The 20,080-nt window shown below is 70.5% G+C and carries 19 protein-coding genes; 10 read left to right on the top strand and 9 right to left on the bottom strand.

Features of this window, described 5'->3' with window-relative positions; translation table 11 throughout:
• Positions 1-361 precede the first annotated feature (361 nt).
• Genes ABEB12_RS01445 through ABEB12_RS01435 form a run of 3 tightly spaced genes read left to right on the top strand, consistent with a single transcriptional unit; the run spans position 362 to position 4,180 of the window.
• A complete protein-coding gene (locus tag ABEB12_RS01445) occupies positions 362-1,273 on the top strand; it encodes a helix-turn-helix domain-containing protein (protein ID WP_185058565.1) in 912 nt (303 codons plus the stop codon).
• On the top strand, positions 1,257-2,768 hold the full coding sequence (locus ABEB12_RS01440; protein WP_185058564.1) for a metallopeptidase TldD-related protein: 1,512 nt from the start codon (positions 1,257-1,259) through the stop codon (positions 2,766-2,768). The genes ABEB12_RS01445 and ABEB12_RS01440 overlap by 17 nt, the downstream gene beginning before the upstream one ends.
• 2 nt (positions 2,769-2,770) lie before the next feature.
• A complete protein-coding gene (locus ABEB12_RS01435; RefSeq protein ID WP_185061055.1) occupies positions 2,771-4,180 on the top strand; it encodes a metallopeptidase TldD-related protein in 1,410 nt (469 codons plus the stop codon).
• Positions 4,181-4,207: 27 nt separating this feature from the next.
• Here ABEB12_RS01435 and ABEB12_RS01430 read toward each other — a convergent pair whose 3' ends face one another.
• Complete coding sequence (locus ABEB12_RS01430) at positions 4,208-4,633, bottom strand: DoxX family membrane protein (RefSeq protein WP_185058563.1); 426 nt, start codon at positions 4,631-4,633, stop codon at positions 4,208-4,210.
• Positions 4,634-4,951: 318 nt separating this feature from the next.
• Here ABEB12_RS01430 and ABEB12_RS01425 point away from each other — a divergent pair, with 318 nt between their 5' ends.
• Positions 4,952-6,775 (top strand): phosphoenolpyruvate carboxykinase (GTP), encoded by a 1,824-nt coding sequence (locus tag ABEB12_RS01425; RefSeq protein WP_185058562.1) that lies wholly within the window; start codon positions 4,952-4,954, stop codon positions 6,773-6,775.
• Positions 6,776-6,844: 69 nt separating this feature from the next.
• On the opposite strand, the gene ABEB12_RS01420 is transcribed toward ABEB12_RS01425, so the two are convergent.
• The gene (locus ABEB12_RS01420; RefSeq protein WP_185058561.1) at positions 6,845-8,065 is read right to left on the bottom strand and encodes an ABC transporter permease; all 1,221 of its coding nucleotides are present in this window, start codon (positions 8,063-8,065) and stop codon (positions 6,845-6,847) included.
• Between the two features lie 231 nt (positions 8,066-8,296).
• Here ABEB12_RS01420 and ABEB12_RS01415 point away from each other — a divergent pair, with 231 nt between their 5' ends.
• The 3 genes from ABEB12_RS01415 to ABEB12_RS01405 all read left to right on the top strand — a co-directional run bounded on the left by ABEB12_RS01415 (position 8,297) and on the right by ABEB12_RS01405 (position 13,005).
• Positions 8,297-10,504 carry a carbon starvation CstA family protein gene (locus ABEB12_RS01415; protein WP_345702471.1) on the top strand — a complete coding sequence of 736 codons (2,208 nt, stop codon included), beginning with the start codon at positions 8,297-8,299 and terminating at the stop codon, positions 10,502-10,504.
• On the top strand, positions 10,501-10,701 hold the full coding sequence (locus ABEB12_RS01410; RefSeq protein WP_345702470.1) for a YbdD/YjiX family protein: 201 nt from the start codon (positions 10,501-10,503) through the stop codon (positions 10,699-10,701). The genes ABEB12_RS01415 and ABEB12_RS01410 overlap by 4 nt, the downstream gene beginning before the upstream one ends.
• 321 nt (positions 10,702-11,022) lie before the next feature.
• On the top strand, positions 11,023-13,005 hold the full coding sequence (locus ABEB12_RS01405) for a hypothetical protein (RefSeq protein WP_185058560.1): 1,983 nt from the start codon (positions 11,023-11,025) through the stop codon (positions 13,003-13,005).
• 19 nt (positions 13,006-13,024) lie between these two features.
• Here ABEB12_RS01405 and ABEB12_RS01400 read toward each other — a convergent pair whose 3' ends face one another.
• On the bottom strand, positions 13,025-13,369 hold the full coding sequence (locus ABEB12_RS01400) for a DUF3024 domain-containing protein (protein ID WP_185058559.1): 345 nt from the start codon (positions 13,367-13,369) through the stop codon (positions 13,025-13,027).
• Positions 13,370-13,422: 53 nt separating this feature from the next.
• Here ABEB12_RS01400 and ABEB12_RS01395 point away from each other — a divergent pair, with 53 nt between their 5' ends.
• Complete coding sequence (locus tag ABEB12_RS01395) at positions 13,423-14,013, top strand: peroxidase-related enzyme (protein WP_185058558.1); 591 nt, start codon at positions 13,423-13,425, stop codon at positions 14,011-14,013.
• Positions 14,014-14,239: 226 nt separating this feature from the next.
• Here the strand turns inward: ABEB12_RS01395 and ABEB12_RS01390 are convergent, their stop codons facing one another.
• From ABEB12_RS01390 to ABEB12_RS01365, 6 genes are read right to left on the bottom strand one after another with little or no spacing between them, the layout of a single operon-like run.
• Entirely contained in the window at positions 14,240-14,911 is a 672-nt protein-coding gene (locus tag ABEB12_RS01390) for a DUF4383 domain-containing protein (protein ID WP_185058557.1), read from the bottom strand.
• A gap of 45 nt (positions 14,912-14,956) precedes the next feature.
• Positions 14,957-15,334, bottom strand: coding sequence for a twitching motility protein PilT (locus tag ABEB12_RS01385; RefSeq protein ID WP_185058556.1), 378 nt, complete (start codon positions 15,332-15,334; stop codon positions 14,957-14,959).
• Positions 15,331-15,597 carry a ribbon-helix-helix domain-containing protein gene (locus ABEB12_RS01380; protein WP_185058555.1) on the bottom strand — a complete coding sequence of 89 codons (267 nt, stop codon included), beginning with the start codon at positions 15,595-15,597 and terminating at the stop codon, positions 15,331-15,333. Before ABEB12_RS01380 ends, ABEB12_RS01385 begins: the two co-directional genes overlap by 4 nt.
• 30 nt (positions 15,598-15,627) lie before the next feature.
• The gene (locus tag ABEB12_RS01375; RefSeq protein ID WP_425572182.1) at positions 15,628-16,401 is read right to left on the bottom strand and encodes an amino acid ABC transporter ATP-binding protein; all 774 of its coding nucleotides are present in this window, start codon (positions 16,399-16,401) and stop codon (positions 15,628-15,630) included.
• Complete coding sequence (locus tag ABEB12_RS01370; protein WP_185058554.1) at positions 16,398-17,330, bottom strand: ABC transporter permease subunit; 933 nt, start codon at positions 17,328-17,330, stop codon at positions 16,398-16,400. The genes ABEB12_RS01375 and ABEB12_RS01370 overlap by 4 nt, the downstream gene beginning before the upstream one ends.
• A gap of 7 nt (positions 17,331-17,337) precedes the next feature.
• A complete protein-coding gene (locus ABEB12_RS01365; protein ID WP_185058553.1) occupies positions 17,338-18,264 on the bottom strand; it encodes a transporter substrate-binding domain-containing protein in 927 nt (308 codons plus the stop codon).
• 190 nt (positions 18,265-18,454) lie between these two features.
• Between ABEB12_RS01365 and ABEB12_RS01360 the strand changes: the two genes are divergently transcribed.
• Both ABEB12_RS01360 and pdhA read left to right on the top strand, forming a co-directional pair.
• A complete protein-coding gene (locus ABEB12_RS01360; protein ID WP_185058552.1) occupies positions 18,455-18,742 on the top strand; it encodes an Rv0909 family putative TA system antitoxin in 288 nt (95 codons plus the stop codon).
• A 159-nt stretch (positions 18,743-18,901) separates the two neighbouring features.
• Positions 18,902-20,080 (top strand): pyruvate dehydrogenase (acetyl-transferring) E1 component subunit alpha, encoded by a 1,179-nt coding sequence (pdhA, locus tag ABEB12_RS01355; RefSeq protein WP_185058551.1) that lies wholly within the window; start codon positions 18,902-18,904, stop codon positions 20,078-20,080.

The following is a 20,080-nucleotide window of genomic DNA, read 5'->3' as shown; positions in this document are numbered from 1 at the left end:
CCACCCCACCCCCTCGGTAGGCACCGTTCGCGACGGCACACAAACCCCGCCGATCCCCGCCACCAGGCCCTCGCTCCCGCCACCCTGGACCCATGACCCACCGCCCGCCATCACCCCGCGCCCCTGAGGCCAACCTTGATCGCCTCCCTTCCACGGCCCACGACCTCGCCATCGCGCGGGCGAGATCGAGCCCGCCAAGCCGCTTCACTGGCCCCAGCTGCCTCTTTCGTCCCTCAGGCACCCGAGGGTCGGCCGGGTCGGTCCGAACGATTGCCGCTTCCGGCATATGTAACGGCGTTTCTTTGCCGGAAGCGGCAACCGATGCCGGCCGCCCGCCGGACACTCTCAGGTCGTTCGACGCATGAGCCAGATCGACGCCAGCTCGAACCGGGTCGACGGCAGCGCGAATCAGGCCCACGCCGGAGCGAACCCGGCCGACGGCAGCCTGAACCCGGCGCGCGGCGGAGCGGGTCTGCCCGAATCCGAGCCGAGGACGGCGCGGCATCCGGTTCCGGAGGAGCCGGACCTCCGCCCGCCGAGGCTGGGGTTGGGGGTCGACCGGGTGGCGCCGGACCGGGTGCGGTTCGCGGCCGTTCCGGAACTGCTCCTCTACCTGTGTGACCACCTCCGCCTGGATCAGGCCGAGCTGGCGGAGCGCTGCCGGGTGCGCCCGGAGCAGCTGTCCCGGTGGCTCACCGGCGCGCGGGAGCCTCGCCTGGCCAGCCTGCGCGCCGCCTTGGAGCCGTTGGGCTGGCGGCCGGTGCTCGGCCTGACCCCAACCGGCGAAGCCATCAACGCGGCGTTCGACCGGCCGCGCATCCTCGCCGACCTGATCGGCGATCGGCTGATCGACCTGCTGGTCACGGCGGCCATCGCGGCCGATGACGGCGTGGACGTCGTGGTCGGTGGGGAGGTGGCGGCGGTGCTGCAGGGCGTGCCGCTGCGCACCCGGCACCTGGTGCTGCACCTGCGCGGCGAGCATCTACCCAGGTTGCGCGGGTTGGGCCGGCGGCGTCACCAGTGGGTGCGGCCGGCCGTGGCGGACCGGCCGGCGCTGCTGCGCTGTGGCGGCGACTTCGCGTTGCTGTGCACCGGCCCGGTGCGGCCGGCGACCCGCCTGTTGCGACCGGCCGAGGTCGAGTTCCAGGGCCTGGCCCTGCCGGTTGTCGACCTGGCCGCGCTACTCGCCGACGACCGGGGCGAGCCGGCCGGTCTCGGCCCGGGCGCGCGGGCGGCGGCCGGTAGGTTCGGTCGGCATGAGGGAGCGGATTGATGCCGAGTTCCGCGCGCTGCCCCTGGACGCGCTGGCCGACGCCGCGCTGAGCCGGGCCGCCGGGCTGGGCGCGGCGCACGCCGATCTGCGGGTGGAACGCATCCAGAGCCAGAGCCTGGCGCTGCGCGACGGCGTGGTTTCCACCGCCGCCGACTCGGTCACCGTGGGCCTGGCCGTGCGGGTGATCGTGGACGGCACCTGGGGGTTCGCCTCCACGCACCGGCTGACCAGCGCGGACGCCGCCGAGACGGCAGAGCGGGCGGTCACCGTCGCCCGCACCCTGCGCGCGGTGAACACCGAGCCCGTGGCGCGCGCCGAGGAACCGGTGCACGCCGACGCCAGCTGGGTCTCCGGGTACGAGATCGACCCGTTCGGCGTGCCCACCCAGGAGAAGATCGCGCTGCTCGCCGACTGGTCGGAGCGCCTGCTGGCGGCCGACGGGGTGGACCACGTGGACGCGGCCTGCCCACAGGTCAAGGAGATCAAGTACTACGCCGACCTGGCCGGCACCCGCACCATCCAGCAGCGCATCCGGCTGGAGCCCCGGTTCACCGCGACCGCCGTGGACCGGGCCGCCGGCGTGTTCGAGACCATGCGCACGCTGGCCCCGCCGGCCGGCCGGGGCTGGGAGTACGCCACCGGCACGGGCTGGGACTTCGACGCCGAGATCGCCCGCGTGCCCGAGCTGCTGGCCGAGAAGATGAAGGCGCCGAGCGTCGAGCCGGGGGCGTACGACCTGGTCATCGACCCGTCCAACCTGTGGCTGACCATCCACGAGTCGGTCGGCCACGCCACCGAGTACGACCGGGCGATCGGTTACGAGGCCGCCTACGCCGGCACCAGTTTCGCCACCCCGGACCAGCTCGGCACGCTGCGCTACGGCTCCGAGCTGATGCACGTCACCGGGGACCGCACGGTCGAGCACGGCCTGGCCACCGTCGGCTACGACGACGACGGCGTGGCCACCACCGAGTGGGACCTGGTGCGCGACGGCGTGCTGGTCGGCTACCAGCTGGACCGCACGTTCGCCCCCCGGCTCGGCCTGGACCGCTCCAACGGCTGCGCGTACGCGGACTCACCGCACCATGTGCCGATTCAACGGATGGCGAACGTGTCACTCCAACCCGACCGGCGGAACGACACCACGCTGGACGACCTCATCGGCGGCGTGCGGAAGGGCATCTACATCGTCGGCGACAAATCCTGGTCGATCGACATGCAGCGGTACAACTTCCAGTTCACCGGGCAGCGGTTCTTCCGCATCGAGGCCGGAAAGCTGGCCGGACAGCTGCGCGACGTCGCCTACCAGGCAACCACGACCGACTTCTGGGGCTCGATGCGCGGCATCGGCGGGCCGTCCTCCTGGGTGCTCGGCGGCGCGCTGAACTGCGGGAAGGCCCAGCCGGGCCAGGTGGCGGCGGTCAGTCACGGCTGCCCGCCCGCGCTGTTCGAGCAGGTCAACGTGCTGAACACGGCACGCGAGGGGGGCCGGTGAGCATGCGCGCACAGGATCTGGTCGAGCGGGCGCTGGCCGTGCCCGGCGGCGCGGACACCGCCGGCCGGGTGGTGGTGGTCAACGAGTCCAGCGAGGCGGTGCTGCGCTGGGCCAACAACACCATGACCACCAACGGGCACAGCACCGCGCTGAGCTGGGCGGTGATCGCCTTCATCCGGCTGGATGGAGGCACGGCGGCCGGCGTGGTCAGCTCGTCCGCACAGGTCAGCGACCCACAAGAGATCGAGACCACGGTGCGCGCCGCCGAGGCCGCCGCCCGCCAGGCCGGCCCGGCGCGCGACGTGGCGGACCTGCCGGAGCCCGGCGACGGCAACGGTGACGGCTGGGCGGACCCGGCCGGCGAGACCTCCATCGCGGTGTACGCGCGGCTGGCCGAGGAGCTGGCCGAGGGCTTCGGGCGCGGCAAGGCCGAGGGCCGGATCCTGTACGGGTTCGCCAGCCACGAGGTGACCACCACCTGGCTGGGCACCTCCACCGGGGTGCGCCGGCGGTGGACCCAGCCGACCGGGTCGGTGGAGCTGAACGCCAAGACCGCCGACCTGGCCCGCTCCGCGTGGGGCGGCCGGTCCACGCCGACCGCCGGGGACTACGCCGCGCTGGACCTGCTCGCCCTGGACGCCGAGCTGGCCACCCGGCTGTCCTGGGGCGAGCGCAGGGTGGACCTGCCTGCCGGCCGGTACGACACCGTGTTGCCCCCGTCGGCGATGGCCGACCTACTCACGTACATGTGCTGGGAGATGGTGGGCCGACCGGCCGAGGAGGGGCGCAGCGCGTTCGCCAAGGGGGCCGACGGGATCGGCGGCATCGGCGAACGCATCACCCAGATCCCGGTCAGCATGACCAGCGACCCGTTCGCCCCGGGCCTGGAGACCGCCCCGTTCCTGGTCACCACGCACTCGAGCGACGAGGTCAGCGTGTTCGACAACGGCGCCCCGCTGCGCCGGGTGGACTGGCTACGCGACGGCGTGGTCAACGCGCTGGCCTACCCGCGCGCGGCGGCCAAGGAGTTCGGCGCCGAGTTCACGGTGCCGGGGGACAACCTGCTGGTCAGCGGCGGTGGCCCGGAGAGCACCGCCGAGCTGGTGCGCGGCGTCGAGCGTGGCCTGCTGCTCACCTGCCTGTGGTACATCCGGATGGTCGAGCCGGCCACGCTGCTGGTCACCGGCCTGACCAGGGACGGGGTCTACCTGGTGGAGAACGGCGAGGTGGTCGGCGAGGTGAACAACTTCCGGTTCAACGAGTCACCGCTCGACCTGCTGCGCCGGGCGCAGCAGGTCGGCGCGTCTGAACGAACCCTCCCCCGGGAGTTCAAGGACTGGTTCACCCGCACCGTGACCGCCCCCGTGCGGGTCCCCGACTTCAACATGGCCAGCGTCAGCCAGGCCACCTGAGCCGGGGCCCGCACGGCCGCGGCGGGCTCACACCGCCTGGCGGGCCGCCAGCTTGTTGTCCATGGCGGCCTTGCCGGGGCCGGCCCACAGCAGGAACGCGTTGAGGATCAGCAGCACGATGGTGATCGGCGCGGCCGGCGGCATGGTCATGAAGTTGGCGATGGTCGCGCCGATCATGACGATCACCAGCCAGCCCGCCGCCAGCCGGGTGGCCAGGCCGATGGTCAGCAGCAGCCCGGAGCCTAGCTCGCTCAGGCCGAGCAGAATCGCGATCACCGGGGTGTTCGGGTAACCGGCGGCGGCCATGCCCTGGGTAGCCAGGTCGAGGTCGACGAATTTCATCGCGCCGGCCGCTATAAAGCCTAACCCGACAATGATGCGAATGACGGTGGCGACGACCGCGAGGCCGCCCGTGACGCGGTTTGCAAAGAACTGAGGGGGGATTGTGCTCATAGCTCCGGAACACTACTGCGCACCCCCGACATTCCCGGTCGAAAAGCACCCCTGGCCGCACCGGACCGTTACCCGGACGTGACCTCAGGGGTTACCCGGTTAAGCGCTTACCGCTGTGAGGTATCCCGCAATCTCTCATCTGAATCGTTTCCCTTGATCGCTCCTGTGAGTGATCCGACAGTCGAGGGGTGCTGTGCCGAGGCACAGGCGGGACTAACCTTCTGGACCTCATCCCACTCACCACCCGCCCGTCGCCGCCCACCGGCGGCGGGCCGTTAAGTCGTTTTCACCGACCGTCCGCTACAAGGAGACGCGAACATGACCGCAGCCACGGTTCCCGGCATAGATAATGCCCCGACCACCAATAAACGCCTGCTGAAGTGGGTTAAAGAGGTTGCGGAGCTGACCACGCCGGACCGCATTGTCTGGGCGGACGGTTCGGCGGAGGAGTGGGACCGGATGACCTCCGCGCTGGTGGACGCGGGGACCTTCAAGCGCCTCAATCCGGAGAAGAAGCCCAATTCGTTCTGGTGCGCCTCCGACCCGAAGGACGTGGCGCGGGTGGAGGAGCGCACGTTCATCTGCTCGGAGTCCCCCGAGGGCGCCGGCCCGACCAACAACTGGATGGACCCGGCGGAGATGCGCGGGATCCTCACCGGGCTGTTCACCGGCTGCATGCGCGGCCGGACCATGTACGTCGTCCCGTTCTGTATGGGGCCGACCGACGCCGAACAGCCGATGCTGGGCGTGGAGATCACCGACTCGGAGTACGTGGTCGCCTCCATGCGGATCATGACCCGGATGGGCTCGCGGGTGCTTCCGCTGTTCGACGGCCCGGCGGGTGACAAGTTCGTGCCCTGCCTGCACTCCGTCGGCGCCCCGCTGGAGCCCGGCCAGCGGGACGTGGCCTGGCCGTGCAACGAGACCAAGTACATCAGCCACTTCCCGGAGTCCCGGGAGATCTGGAGCTTCGGCTCGGGCTACGGCGGCAACGCGCTGCTGGGCAAGAAGTGCTACGCGCTGCGCATCGCGTCGGCCATCGCGCACGACGAGGGCTGGCTGGCCGAGCACATGCTGATCCTCAAGCTGACCAGCCCGGAGAAGAAGGACTACTACGTCGCGGCGGCGTTCCCGAGTGCCTGTGGCAAGACCAACCTGGCCATGCTGCAGCCCACCGTGCCCGGGTGGACCGCGCAGACCGTGGGCGACGACATCGCCTGGATGCGGTTCGGCCAGGACGGCCGGCTGTACGCGGTGAACCCGGAGTTCGGCTTCTTCGGCGTGGCCCCCGGCACCAACTACCAGACCAACCCGAACGCGATGCGCACCATCGAGCAGGGCAACTCCCTGTTCACCAACGTGGCGCTGACCGAGGACGGCGACATCTGGTGGGAGGGCCTGGAGAACGCCCCGGAGCGGGCCACCGCCTGGACCGGCCAGGAGTGGACTCCCGACTCGGACTTCAACGCCGCGCACCCCAACTCCCGCTACACCACGCCCATCTCCCAGTGCCCGGTGGTCGCGCCGGAGTGGGACGACCCGAACGGCGTGCCGATCTCGGCGATCATCTTCGGCGGCCGGCGGGCGGACACCGTGCCGCTGGTGGCCGAGTCCCGGGACTGGCAGCACGGCGTTTTCGTCGGCGCCACGCTGTCGTCGGAGAAGACCGCCGCCGCCGCCGGCAAGGTGGGCATGGTGCGCCGCGACCCGATGGCCATGCTGCCGTTCCTGGGCTACGCCGCCGGTGACTACTTCCAGCACTGGATCGACGTGGGCAAGGGCGCGGACGCCACCAAGCTGCCCCGGATCTTCTGCGTGAACTGGTTCCGGCGCGGCGAGGACCGGCGCTTCCTGTGGCCCGGCTTCGGCGAGAACAGCCGGGTGCTGAAGTGGATGATCGAGCGGATCGAGGGCAAGGCCGCCGCCGTGGAGACTCCGATCGGCTTCGTGCCCACGCCGGAGCAGATCGACCTGGACGGCCTGGCCGCCGAGGCAAGCGACATCGAGGCCAGCCTCGCGGTGAACGCCGAGGACTGGCGCCGCGAGCTGCCGCTGATCGAGGAATGGTTCGAGCAGATCGGCGAGTCGCTGCCGTCGTCCATGCGGGACGAGCTGGAGGCGCTCAAGCAGCGCCTCGGCTGATCTCGGTGCCATCGAGCGCGGGCGGGGCCTGACCAACTCCGCCCGCGCTCGTTCATTCGTAACGCAGCTTCATTCGTAACGCAGCGCCTGGACCGGCCGCAGCGTGGCCGCCCGGTAGGCCGGGTACCCGCCGGCCACCAGCCCGATCACCATGCTCACCGTGAACGCCACCACCACGGCGACCCAGGACAGCTCCGGCGTGCCGAAGTCCGGAGCCGCCCGGCGCATGATCTCCTGGCTGGCGAGGACCAGGCTCACCCCGACGGTGACGCCGGCCAGTCCGCCCATCCCGGCCAGCACGACCGACTCGATCAGGAACTGCTTCATGATCGCGGCCCTCGGCGCGCCGAGCGCCTTGCGGATGCCGATCTCCCGCGTGCGCTCGGTGACCGAGACCAGCATGATGTTGGCGACCCCGATGGCCCCGACCAGCAGTGAGATGGCGGCGACCGCCACGGTGAAGGCGTTCAGGAAGCCCATGAACGTGTTGATCTCGTCCAGCTGTTTCTGCAGCGCCTCGGTCTCGTAGTCGCGCTTCCCCGGGTCGGCGATGTTGTGCCGCTGGTCCATGATCCGCTCGACCTGCTCGAGCGCCGCCGGCACCTGCGGGACGGTGGCCGCCTGGACCATGACGTACGTGACCTTGTCCGCCCCGCCGAGCAGGTACGAGCGCGCGGCGCTGAGCGGCATGAGCGCCACGTTGTCGAACTCGCCGGCCGACTTGAGGATGCCGATGACCTCGAAGGATCCCCGGTCGATCCGCACCACCGAACCGAGCGCCTTGGCGTTGTCGCCGCCGAACAGGTCCCTGACCACCTCCGGCCCGATCAGCGCGACCCGCTCCCGGTCCTGAGCCTCGGTCGGGGTGAACATGCGCCCGAGGACGATGTCCCGCTTGGCCACGGTGAGGAAGTTCGGCCCGACGCCCTGGACTATGGCGGTGATCTGGCTGCCGGCGCCGGCCGAGATGATGGTGCGGCCGCTCAGCTGCGGCTCGACGGCGGAGATGTCCGGCGCCGCCTGCCGGTCCTGCAACGCCGTCACGTCCGCGTCGCGCAGGTCCCTGGGCTGGCCGCCTCCGGGGACCGAGCCCTGGACCTTGGTCAGCGTGATGACCCGGGCGTAGGCGCCGAAGGCCTCGTTGAACCCGTTGCGCATGCCGGTGCCCAGGCCGACCAGCAGGATCACCGCCGACACACCGATCACGATGCCGAGGGTGGTCAGCGCCGAGCGCAACCGGTTCGTCCGCAACGCCCGGAAGGCCATCGTGACCGCTTCGGCGAAGTACATCGGTGCGCCGCCCGTCCCCGTTGACGCCGGCCCCCCTGGTCGGGGCCGGTGCGCGCGGCCGAGTGTAGTCCGCGCCCGGGCCGCCCATCGACCGGTTTTCGCTGGTGAAAGACGACGCCAGCTTTGTGCCGATTTAATGTTGATCAAACCGGTTATCTACTTGTGATCGCCTTGACCGACAGAAAGAGAGAGACTGCACTCCATCGGAATCACCCTTTGGAGGGGCTCGGGATGATGACGGTCGCAAAGACGCGAAGCATCAACGTGCGCTCGATCCTGATCTGGACCGCCGTGGCCCTGGTCGGCGCGGTCGGATGGGGAGTGCTCGCGCTGTCCCGGGGCGAGAAGATCTCCGCCATCTGGCTGCTGGCGGCGGCACTCGGCTCGTACGCCATCGGCTACCGGTTCTACGCCCGGTTCATCACCCGCAAGGTGCTGCAGGTGGACGACCGCCGGGCCACTCCGGCGGAGCGCCTGGACAACGGCATCGACTACCACACCACGGACCGCCGGGTGCTGTTCGGCCACCACTTCGCCGCGATCGCCGGCGCCGGCCCGCTGGTCGGCCCGGTGCTGGCCGCGCAGATGGGGTACCTGCCCGGGACCATCTGGATCGTCGCCGGCGTGATTTTCGCCGGCGCGGTGCAGGACATGGTGGTGCTGTTCTTCTCCATGCGGCGGGACGGCCGCTCGCTGGGTCAGATGGCCCGCGACGAGATCGGCCCGATCGGCGGCATCGCCGCGCTGGTCGCGGTGTTCGCCATCATGATCATTCTGCTGGCGGTGCTGGCGCTGGTCGTGGTCGGCGCGCTGGCCAAGTCCCCGTGGGGCACCTTCTCCATCGCGATGACCATCCCGATCGCCCTGCTGATGGGCTTCTACCTGCGGGTCTTCCGGCCGGGCAAGGTGCTGGAGACCAGCGTGATCGGCGTGGCGCTGCTGCTGGTGGCGATCGTCGCCGGCGGCTGGGTGGCCGAGTCCGCGCTGGCGCCCATGTTCACCCTGTCCCCGAGGGCGCTGGTGATCTGGCTGGTGATCTACGGCTTCGCCGCCTCGGTGCTGCCGGTGTGGATGCTGCTGGCCCCGCGCGACTACCTGTCCACCTTCATGAAGATCGGCACCATCGCGCTGCTCGGCATCAGCGTGCTGCTGGCCGCGCCGGTCATGCAGACCGAGGCGATCACCAAGTTCGCCTCCTCCGGCACCGGCCCGGTGTTCTCCGGCGCGCTGTTCCCGTTCGTGTTCATCACCATCGCCTGTGGCGCGCTGTCCGGGTTCCATGCGCTGATCTCGTCGGGCACCACGCCGAAGATGATCCAGAAGGAATCCCAGGTCCGGGTGATCGGCTACGGCGCCATGCTGATGGAGTCGTTCGTGGCGATCATGGCGCTGATCGCGGCCTGCATCATCGAGCCCGGCCTGTACTACGCGATGAACGCGCCGGCCGGCCTGCTGGGGAACACGGTGCAGACCGCTTCGACCGCCGTGAACAACCTCGGCTTCTCGATCACCCCGGAGGCCCTGTCGGCGGCCGCCGCCTCGGTCGAGGAGCAGACGCTGGTCGCCCGCACGGGCGGTGCGCCCACGTTCGCCATGGGCATGTCGGAGATCTTCTCCGCCGTGTTCGGCGGCGCCGCGCTGAAGGCGTTCTGGTACCACTTCGCCATCATGTTCGAGGCCCTGTTCATCCTCACCACGGTGGACGCGGGCACCCGGGTCGGCCGGTTCATGCTCCAGGACACCCTGGGCAACGTCTACAAGCCGCTGCGCAACGTCTCCTGGAAGCCCGGCCTCTACGCCACCAGCGCGGTGGTCGTGCTGGCCTGGGGCTACTTCCTCTACGCCGGCGTGACCGACCCGCTGGGCGGCATCAACCAGCTGTTCCCGCTGTTCGGCATCGCCAACCAGCTGCTGGCCGCCGTGGCACTCACCGTGTGCACCACGATCCTGATCAAGAACGGCAAGGCCAAGTGGGCCTGGGTGACCGGGATCCCGCTGGCCTGGGACGCGGCGGTGACCCTGACCGCCAGCTGGCAGAAGATCTTCTCGGCCGACCCCAAGCTGGGCTTCTTCGCCCAGCGGGAGCGCTTCGCCGCCGCACTGGAGCAGGGGCAGGTGCTGGCCCCGGCGAAGAGCCTGGCCGACATGGAGCGGGTGGTCACCAACTCCACCGTGGACGGGGTGCTGTCCATCCTGTTCGCGGCGCTGATCGTGATCGTCATCCTGGACGCCGCGCGGATCTGGGTCGGGGCGTTGCGGGCCCCCGCCCCGCTGTCCAGCTCGGAGGCCCCGTTCGTGGAGTCCAAGATCCCCACGCCGACCGGCTGGTCCGGCCGGGGTGAGCCGGCCCTGGTCGGCGGGCCGAGTTCCTCGAGCGCCGAGGGGCCGGATGCACCGGGCGGCTCCGGCGGCACGGGCGACCGGGAGCCGGCGCCGTGAGGCGGCTGGCCGGCGAGGTGCTCCGAGGGCTGCGCGGGGTGCTCTGGTACCTGCGCGAGCTCACCGGGGAGTCCGGGTACGAGCGGTACCTGGAGCACCAGCAACGGGCGCATCCCGGCGAGCCGACGATGGGCCGGCGGGAGTTCGAGCGGTGGCGGGCCGAGCAGTCGGCCCGCCCCGGCGCGCGCTGCTGCTGACCCCGTTCGGCCTAACAAACTCCGTTGAACGCTGGTGTTATGCCGCTCACGGAGTGCCCTTCGTATTATATCAAACGAGTACCCGCTGAATGCTCCGGATAAACGGCCGAATTGCCACGTCCGGCGGAGGAGCGGCTGGTCCGAATGGGCGCTCGCGCGGCGACCGAGGACCCACACGGACCTACCGAGAATCGCGGAGAGTCACCGATCCCGCAGATATTCCTCCAGACAGCGGAACGATCCGGGCGGTTTGCCGATACATTATGTGACCGCTGTCGGGGCCCTAGAGTCTCCAGAACCTGCCCGTGGAGGTGACGAGTGTTGGATCTGGGCGCCGCGGAGTCTTCGCGGCAGGCTGGCTCCCCCACCGATCCGACCGAAGAACTGGTCGGTGTGCTGGCCGCACGTACGGCGAACGAGGGTGCACCGGCGAAGGCCGTTGCCGAGATCGGTCGCCGCCGGGAGAACGGGCGCACGCCGATCGGCCTCTACCGGCTGTCCGAGGTGCTCGCCCGACCGAGTGACTCCGGAGGCGAGGTATCGGCGAGCGTGGAAGCCCTGACCGATGACCCCGAGCTGATCGTCGAGGTGGTGCGCCGCTACCCGTGCGCGCTGCTGGACATCGCCACGCCGGCCGGCCTGGCCCGCACCCTGGAAGCCGTGCTCATGGACGGCAAGCGGGTGCTGGTCAGCGGAACCGACGCGGAGACGCTGCGCCTGGTGCGCCGGGCGCTACCGGACACCGCCGCCGACCTGTGCCTCGACGAGGCGCTCCCGCTGTCCGACTCGGAGCAGCGGGAACTGCGCAGCCTGCTCATCACCGCCACCCCGGCCCGCCGGGCCCGGCTGGAGCAGGCGCTGCCCGAATCGGAGCAGCTGCCGTCCACCGAGGAGGTCGCCCGGCTGTGCCGGGAGGCCGGTGGTGAGTGCGGCCCGGCGGCCGACGCGGCGGAGACCCCGGAGACCGTCGGCCCGGCGATGCTGGTGCCGGAGCTGGTCGGCTCCCTCGAGCCGCCCCGATTATCGACCCTGCGCACGGCCGCAACCCGCTGCGTGACCGCGCTGGACGCGGTCGACGCCGAGGACGACGAGGACACCCCGTGGAGCCGGGAGGCGCTGTCCGGGGTGGTGTTCGGCTCCGGCCGGACCGCACTGACCAACCTGCTGCGGCGCACCGCCGACGTGGTGCAGACCGCCGACAAGCTGCGCGACGCCGGGGACCAGATGGCGGTCACCGGGGAGATCTCCGACGAGGAGCAGGAACTGCTCCGCGACTACGCCAACTTCCTGGACTCCGGCGGCCGCTCCCGCAGCTACTTCCGGTCCGCCCGGCAGCGCGCGGTGGAGCCGGTGCTGGGCAAGCTGCGCCTGGAAGCCCCGGTGCAGGACGCCTCGGTGATCCGCCAGGCGCTCACCTTCATCGAGCTGGTCAAGGCCATGCGCGAGGTCGGCGACTTGGGCGGGAAGCTCGGCGTGCCGCCGCCCACCGACGTGCCGACGGTGGACGCGCTGCACAAGCAGCTGGTCCGGATCAAGGACGCCGGCCTGAAGGCCGAGGAGCTGCGCCGCGAGGTGCAGTTCGCCCACCCGGCCAGCCCGGTGCGGGTGATGGCGCTGGCCGACATGGCCAGCATCGAGACGGTGGCCCGCACGATCGTCGAGTGCAGCGACACCGAGCGGCTCACCGACGCCCGCAACCAGCTATCCGCGCTGGCCGACGGGATGGTCCGGGCGACCCCCGGCCCGACCGGCCCCGAGGTGGACGCGCTGGTCCGCGCGTTGCGCCAGCACAGCCTGCCCAAGTACCGGGAGGCGCTGCCCCGGTTGGCCGCCGCACTGCGCGAGCGGGTCGATCAGCGGCGGATGGTGGAGCTGCTGGACCGGCTGCGCGAGCGCGCTCCCGGGCTGGCCCGGCGGTGGGCCCAGGCGGCCGAGGAACGGCGCAGCCCGGGCACCGTCCGGTTCATGGAGACGGACGCGCTGCTCGGCGCCCTGCCCGAGGCGGACACCGCCGACCTGGTCGTCCTGCTGGACGCCGGCGCACTGGGCATGGAGCACCTCCTGGTGGCCGCCGCCGCCCCCCGCGTCCTCGCGGTGGCCGGCGGTTTCGCCTCCACCGAACCACCCAACCCCGCCACCCCGCCGGAGACCGTGCTGGACGCGCTGCGCCGGGCCGGTGTCCCGGTCATCGTCGCGGCGGACGACCAGTCAAAGCCGGCCGAACCGACGGAACCCGCCATGCCGGTGGTACCCGCGCAGCGCGAGATCCCCACCCAGGAGACCATCCACTCCTCGGCCAGCTAGTCCCCAGCCCCGCTCGCCGTTAGCGCCAGAAGCGGGGGTCGGCGGCGATCTCGGTCAGCAGGTCCTCCAGTGGGCCGGTCGGGTGGGGGGCGTAGGGCTCCCAGCGGTCGCCGGCGCGGCGGTAGGCGTGCCACTGACCCTCGGTGTCCAGTCGCAGCTGGGCGATCGGGGTGCGGGTCCACGCGGAGGTGAGCTCGGGGAAGGTCGGCGGGCGGCGGTCCACGATCGTCACCACGCCCTCGTGGATGGTGTACGCCACCTGCCGCGAATGCCGCGCGGCGGCCGGCACGCGCTCGGCGCACCACCGGGACAGCACGGGTTGGTAGGCCTTCGCCTCGACCCTGGTTTCCGCGGTTTCCCCCATGCGTTCATGATTCCGCGGTCGCCCGCCGGACGCGAGCAGATACGTTGGTCTGCATGAGTGATACCGCGCCCGCCCGCCCGGCCAGCCGGTTCGGCACGGTCGAGCCCGCCGACCTGCCGGATGACCTGCGAGAACGCATCGAGAAGATCGTCGAGAAGACGGGTTTCGTGCCGAATGTGTTCCGCGCGCTGGCCCGCCGTCCGGCCGAGCTGCGCGCATTCATGGACTACCACGACGCCCTGATGACGCCGGCCGACGACGGTCCGACGCTGTCGGCCGCCGAGCGGGAGCTGATCGTGGTGGCCACCTCGGGGGCCAACCACTGCACCTACTGCGTGGTGGCGCACGGCGCGATCCTGCGGATCCGGGCCAAGGACCCCGAGCTGCCCGACGTGGTCGCGGCCAACCCCTACGGCGCCGACCTGCCACCGAGGGAACGGGCCATCGTGGACCTGGCGCTGCAGATCGCCACCGACTCGGCCACGCTGCGCGAAGACGACCTGGAAGCGGCCCGCGAGGCCGGCCTCACCGCCGAGGAGATCTGGGACGTAGGCGCGATCACCGCCCTCTTCGCCATGTCCAACCGCCTAGCCCACCTAACGGCCCTCCGCCCCAACCCCGAGTTCTTCCTCCTAGGCCGCTAACCCCAACCCCACCCTGATTCAGTGCCTTCGGCACCTTGATTCAGTGCCTCTGGCACCCTGATTCAGTGCCTTTAGCAGGGTGATTCAGTGCCTTCAGCAGGGCCAGGGTGACCGAAGCAGGCTGCCAGAGTGACTGAATCAAGGTGCCAGAGTCACTGAATCAAGGTGCCAGAGTCACTGAATCAAGGTGCCAGAGGCACTGAATCAAGGTGCCAGAGTCACTGAATCAAGGTGCTGGAGTGACTGAATCAGGGGGTTGGGGCGGGGCGGAGTCTTGCCAGATGCGGCGGCGGTCGGCGGGCGAGCGGTAGCGGTGGACCAGGTCCAGGCGGCGTAGCTGCTCGGGTGTGGCGTAGTGCAGGGCGTACGCCCGCTCGGCCTCGGCCAGCTCGGCCGACAGGGCGGCGGGCCAGTGGTCCTGCTCGGCCTCCGTCTCCGGTGAAGGCACCGGGTCGGCGTGGTACGGGTTGTCATCCGGCAGCCCGCCGGTCAGCCGCCCCCACCCGCCGGTGATCAGCAGCACCGCGCCGACCGCCAGGCTGAACAGGATGTTCGGCATGCGGAACGCCAGCACGTTCAGGTCGGTCCCCAACACCATGCTGTTCGCCATCCCGGACAGCACGAACAGCCCGCCGATCACCAGCGAGATCGTGGACGCGGCGTTCCCGCCGAGCGCCGCCGAGCCGATCAGGACCAACCCGACCAGCACGGATATCGCCGCCAGCAGGCCGTTCGAGGAGAGCCCGAGCACCACCGAGCCCTCGGTGGAGAAGAACGGCTGCCCCCGCGCGAAGCCGAGCACGCCGAACACGCACAGGAAGGCGCCGAGCACGAGGGCGCTCACCCGGTGGACGGTGTGCACCGGGTGCGGTCCGGGCCTGGGATGCAACATGCTCATCAGTGGTCACCCGCGACCAGTATGGCGCAGATCACACCATGCGCGCTACACCGCGACGACGGTCACCGGGATCTCCCGCGACTCGGCGAGTAGGCGCAGGTCGTCCGGGTCACCGGTGAGGATCTGGTCACCCGGCACGGCGACCAGCGCGAGCAGCGCGTCGACCACGTCGGCGGTGTCGCTGCGTCCCAGCAGGCGACCGGCCGCACGCGCCTCCGCGATGCCGGCGGCCCGCACGTCCAGCAACGGCATCAACCTGGCCAGCGCGACCTGTCGACCGCCGTGCCGCCAGACCTGGCCCAAGACCGGCGCACTGGTCACCAGGCCGGCATCGGCCCGGCGAGCCAGCTCGATAAGCCCGGCGACCTTCCGGTCACGGCGCTCCAGGGCGATCAACGCCCCGGCGTCCAGCACCAGGTTCACGCGGCCGGCTCGGCGGCGCGGCCCGGCGGCAGGTACGGCACGCCGGACTCCTCGGCCAGCGCGCGCAGCTCCTCCTCGCTGAAGGCGCCGTGCTCGGCCTGGTACTCGGCCAGCCAGGTGTCCACCAACCGGCCGCGCATCCAGCTCACCAGCGCCTCACTGACCAGCGAGGAGAACGAGACCCCGCGCTCGGCGGCGATCCGCTGCGCCGCCTGCCGGACCTCGTCCGGCAGCGACACGGTGACGCGTTCGGTCGTGCTCATACCGAAAAGCGTAGCAAGGTATGAGCGAGTTCAGAGCACTTTGGAGAGAAAGGTCTGGGTCCGCTGGTGGCGGGGCTCGGTGATGACGTCCCGGGGCTTGCCGGTCTCCACCACCACGCCGCCGTCCATGAACACCAGCGAGTCGCCGACCTCCCGGGCGAAGCCCATCTCGTGGGTCACCACGACCATGGTCATGCCGTCCTCGGCCAGCTGGCGCATCACGCCGAGCACGTCGCCGACCAGCTCCGGGTCCAGCGCGGAGGTCGGCTCGTCGAACAGCATCAGCTTCGGCTTCATGGCCAGCGCGCGGGCGATGGCCACCCGCTGCTGCTGCCCTCCGGACAGCTCGGCCGGGTAGTGGTCCAGCTTGTCGCCCAGCCCGACGCCCTCGAGAAGCTCGGCGGCCTGCGCCCGGGCGTCCGCACGAGACGTCCGGCGCACGGTCATCGGCGCTTCCATGATGTTCTCCGCCGCCGTGCGGTGCGGGAACAGGTTGAACCGCTGGAACACCATGCCGATGTCCCGGCGCCGCTTGGCCACCTCCGACTCCCGCAGCTCGTGCAGCTTCCCGCCGTGTTCGCGGTAGCCGACCAGCTCGCCGTCCACGTACAGGCGCCCCGCGCTCACCTTGTCCAGGTGGTTGATGCAGCGCAGGAAGGTGGACTTGCCGGACCCGGACGGCCCGATGATGCACATCACCTCGCGCGGCTGCACCTCCAGGCTGATCCCGCGCAGCACGCGGTTGGAGCCGAAGTTCTTGCACACCTGCTCGGCCTTCACCATCGGCACACCAGGCTCGCTCATACGCCCCCGCCCTTCGGTCCGCCGATGCCCAGCCATCGGGTGCGCAGCGCGGTGTGCTCGACGCGGGTCGCCCCCCGGCCGTAGTACCGCTCCAGGTACGACTGCCCGACGGTGAGGATCGACGTCATCAGCAGGTACCACAGCGCCGCCACGATCAGCAGCGGAATGGTCTGGAAGTTCCGTGAGTAGATGGACTGCGCCGCCGTCTGCAGCTCGTAGTAGCCGATCACCACGACCAGCGAAGTCGTCTTGAGCATGGCGATGGTCTCGTTGCCGGTCGGCGGGATGATCACCCGCATGGCCTGCGGCAGCACGATCCGGCGCAGCGTCTGGGTGCGGGACATGCCCAGCGCGCCGGCCGCCTCGGTCTGCCCGTGGTCGACCGACTGGATGCCGCTGCGCACGATTTCGGCCATGTACGCGGCCTCGTTCAGGCCCAGGCCCAGCAGGCACGCGGTGAACTGGACGATCAGCTGGTTGGTGTCGAAGGTGACGAACTCCGGCCCGAACGGGATGCCCAGGCCCAGGGTGGGGAACAGCGCGGCCAGGAAGTTCCAGAAAATCAGCTGGGTGAGCACGGGGGTGCCCCGGAAGAACCAGATGTACCCGGACGCCGCGCCCTTGAGCATCGGGTTCGGGGACAGCCGCATGATCGCCAGGATCAGCCCGCCGACCACGGCGATGACCATGGCCAGCACGGTCAGGATCAGGGTGTTCTTCAGCCCGGCCAGGATCGGCTCGGAGAGCACGTACTCGCCGACCGTCGGCCAGCCGAACCGGGGGTTGGTGACCAGCGTGTTCACCAGCATCGCGGCGAGCACAGCCAGCACGACGGCAAACACCCACCGGCCGTAGTGCCTTACCGGGACCGCCTTGATCGCTTCGGGCTGCTGATCGGGCACGGAGGCGCCCACGGTGGACGTGCTCATGGCCGGATCAGCGCTTCAGCTCGGGGGCCGGGATGGCGCCCTCGGCCTGGTTCCACTTCTCCAGGATCTTGGCGTAGGTGCCGTCCGCGACCAGCGCCCGCAGCGCGCCCTGGATGGCCTCGCCGAACTGGCCCTTGTTCTTGGCCAGGACGATGCCGTACTGGGTGTTGTCGTAGGTCGGCCCGATCGGCTCGACCGCGCCGTTGGTCACCTTGGTGGCGTAGTAGATGACCGGCGAGTCGGCCAGCATCGCGGACACCCGCTTCGAGGTCAGCGCCACGTTCACCTCGGTCTGCTCCTGCAGCTGGGTGATGTTGATCGCCGGCTTGCCCTCGGCGGTGCACTTCTGGCTGCGCTTGTCCAGCTCCTCGACCTGGGCGGTGCCCTTCTGCACGCCCACCGCCTTCCCGCACAGCGTCTCCACGGTGAGGCCCTCGGGGTTGCCCTTCAGCCCGCCCATCCGGGTTCCCACGTTCAGGTAGCTGACCATGTCAACGGTGGCCACCCGCTCCGGGTTGATGAAGAACGAGGAGATCCCGAACTCGAACTTGCCGGCGGTCAGGCCCGGGATGATCCCGTCGAACGTGGTGTTCTGGAACTCCACCGGGACGCCCAGCTTCTGCCCGACCGCGCGGGCCAGGTCGGCGTCCATGCCGATCACCGTGCGGTTGTCGGTGTCGAAGAACTCGTTCGGCGGGTAGTACGCGTTGGTGCCCACCGCGATCTTGCCGTCCGCCGCGATCTCCTGGGGCACCAGCTTGGCCAGCGCGTCGTCCTTGGCCACCGCCGGGATGTCCACCGCCCCGCCGGCGGCATCGCCGGAAGTCCCGGAACCGCTGGGTGCCCCGGAACCGCCCGCGCCGCAGCCGGCGAGCAGGACCAGCGCGGCGACCGCCGCCGCCGCACCCAGCCCCCGGGTAGATGCCTTGAACATGTGACGTCCCCTCCGGACAGTGCTACGGCCTCGATGCCGCGAATTCCCCGAATCGTGCCACTCTGCCGCCCGGAATTCAGCTCGAGCGCGTAACGATCGTGGGTTTTGGGCAAGGCTTAACGTCCGCCTGTACGTCCGGAACTCCGATCCGGGTCCGCTACGTTGACAGGGCGAGAGAAGGGGATTCGCCATGGCAGGAATGTTCCGCAAGCTGGCGGTGCTGGGCGCCGCCGCCGAGGCCGCGCGCCGGTTCGCGCGCAACAACCCGGAGAAGGCCCGCGACCTGACCAACAAGGCCGCCGCGTTCGCCGACAAGCAGACCAAGGGCAAGTACCGGGGCCAGATCGAGTCGGTGAAGCGCAGCGTGGCCAACGCCGGCGGCTTCGGCGGCGACACCGGCGGCCACAACTACGGCACCCAGCCGTACCAGCAGCAGCCCAAGCCCTACGAGCCGAAGCCGTACAAGCCGGAGCACTGAGCGGTCGCGCCGCCGGCATGCGACGATGTCCGGCGGCGCGTCAACGTCGACACACCGGCCACACCCTTACCCGGGCTGCCCGGCCGGTGGCGCCGTGATTGCCGAGTGCCCCGGGCCACCACAAGTGGTCCGGGGAAACGTCACCGGAGGTAGACCGACATGCCCGGAGTTTCCGGTATTTCCCAACCCGGCTTCCACGAACCGGAGCCCACGCCCGAGCAGGTGATCGCCGGCCTGCGGGCCACCGTGGAGGGCGGCGAGGACCTGGTCCAGGCGCTCACGCCGGAGGGCGAGCGGCTGCACCGGCCCAAGCTGGACGCATACCTGGAAGACATCGACGCGGCCGCGCTGCAGGGCCTCTACCGGGACATGGTGCTGGTGCGCCGGGTGGACCGGGAGGCCAACGCGCTGCAGCGGCAGGGCCAGCTGGGCATCTGGGTGCCGCTGCTCGGCCAGGAGGCCGCGCAGGTCGGCGCCGGGCGGGCGCTGCGGCCGACCGACATGGCTTTCCCCAGCTACCGGGAGCACGGCGTGGCCTGGTGCCGGGGCATCGACCCGACCGAGCTGCTCGGCATCTTCCGGGGCACCGACCACGGCTCCTGGGACCCGGCCGAGACCGGCTTCCACCTGTACACCATCGTCATCGGCAACCAGGTGCTGAACGCCACCGGCTACGCCATGGGCCAGAAGTTCGACGGCAAGGTCGGCTCGGCGGAGGACGGCCAGGCCACCATCTGCTTCTTCGGTGACGGCGCCACCTCGCAGGGCGACGTGCACGAGGGCTTCGTCTGGTCGGCGGTGTGGGACGCGCCGGTGGTGTTCTTCTGCCAGAACAACCAGTGGGCGATCTCCGAACCGCTGGAGCGGCAGACCCGGGTTCCGCTGTACCAGCGCGCGCGGGGCTACGGCTTCCCCGGCATCCGGGTGGACGGCAACGACGTGCTGGCCACGCTGGCCGTGACCCGGTGGGCGCTGGAGGAATGCCGCACCGGCAACGGCCCGGTGCTGATCGAGGCGTTCACCTACCGGATGGACGCGCACACCACGTCCGACGACCCGTCCCGCTACCGGCTGGCCGACGAGCTGGAGCTGTGGAAGCTGAAGGACCCGATCGAGCGGGTGCGGGTCAACCTGGTCCGCGAGCACGAGGTGGGCCAGGACTTCTTCGACTCCGTGGCCGCCGAGTCGGACGAGTTGGCCGCCCGGTTCCGGGCATACTGTGTCGCGATGCCGCAACCCGGCCCGGAGCGGATGTTCTCCGAGGTCTACGCCGAGCCGTCCCCCGTGGTGGACGCGCAGCGCGACGACTTCCTCGCCTACCACGCCTCCTTCGAGTAG

The sequence above is a fragment of the Actinospineispora eucalypti genome, assembly GCF_039543365.1.
GTDB lineage: Bacteria > Actinomycetota > Actinomycetes > Mycobacteriales > Pseudonocardiaceae > Pseudonocardia > Pseudonocardia eucalypti.
The sequence above is the reverse complement of the archived record's forward strand: the minus strand, read 5'-3'. Positions and strand labels throughout refer to the sequence as shown.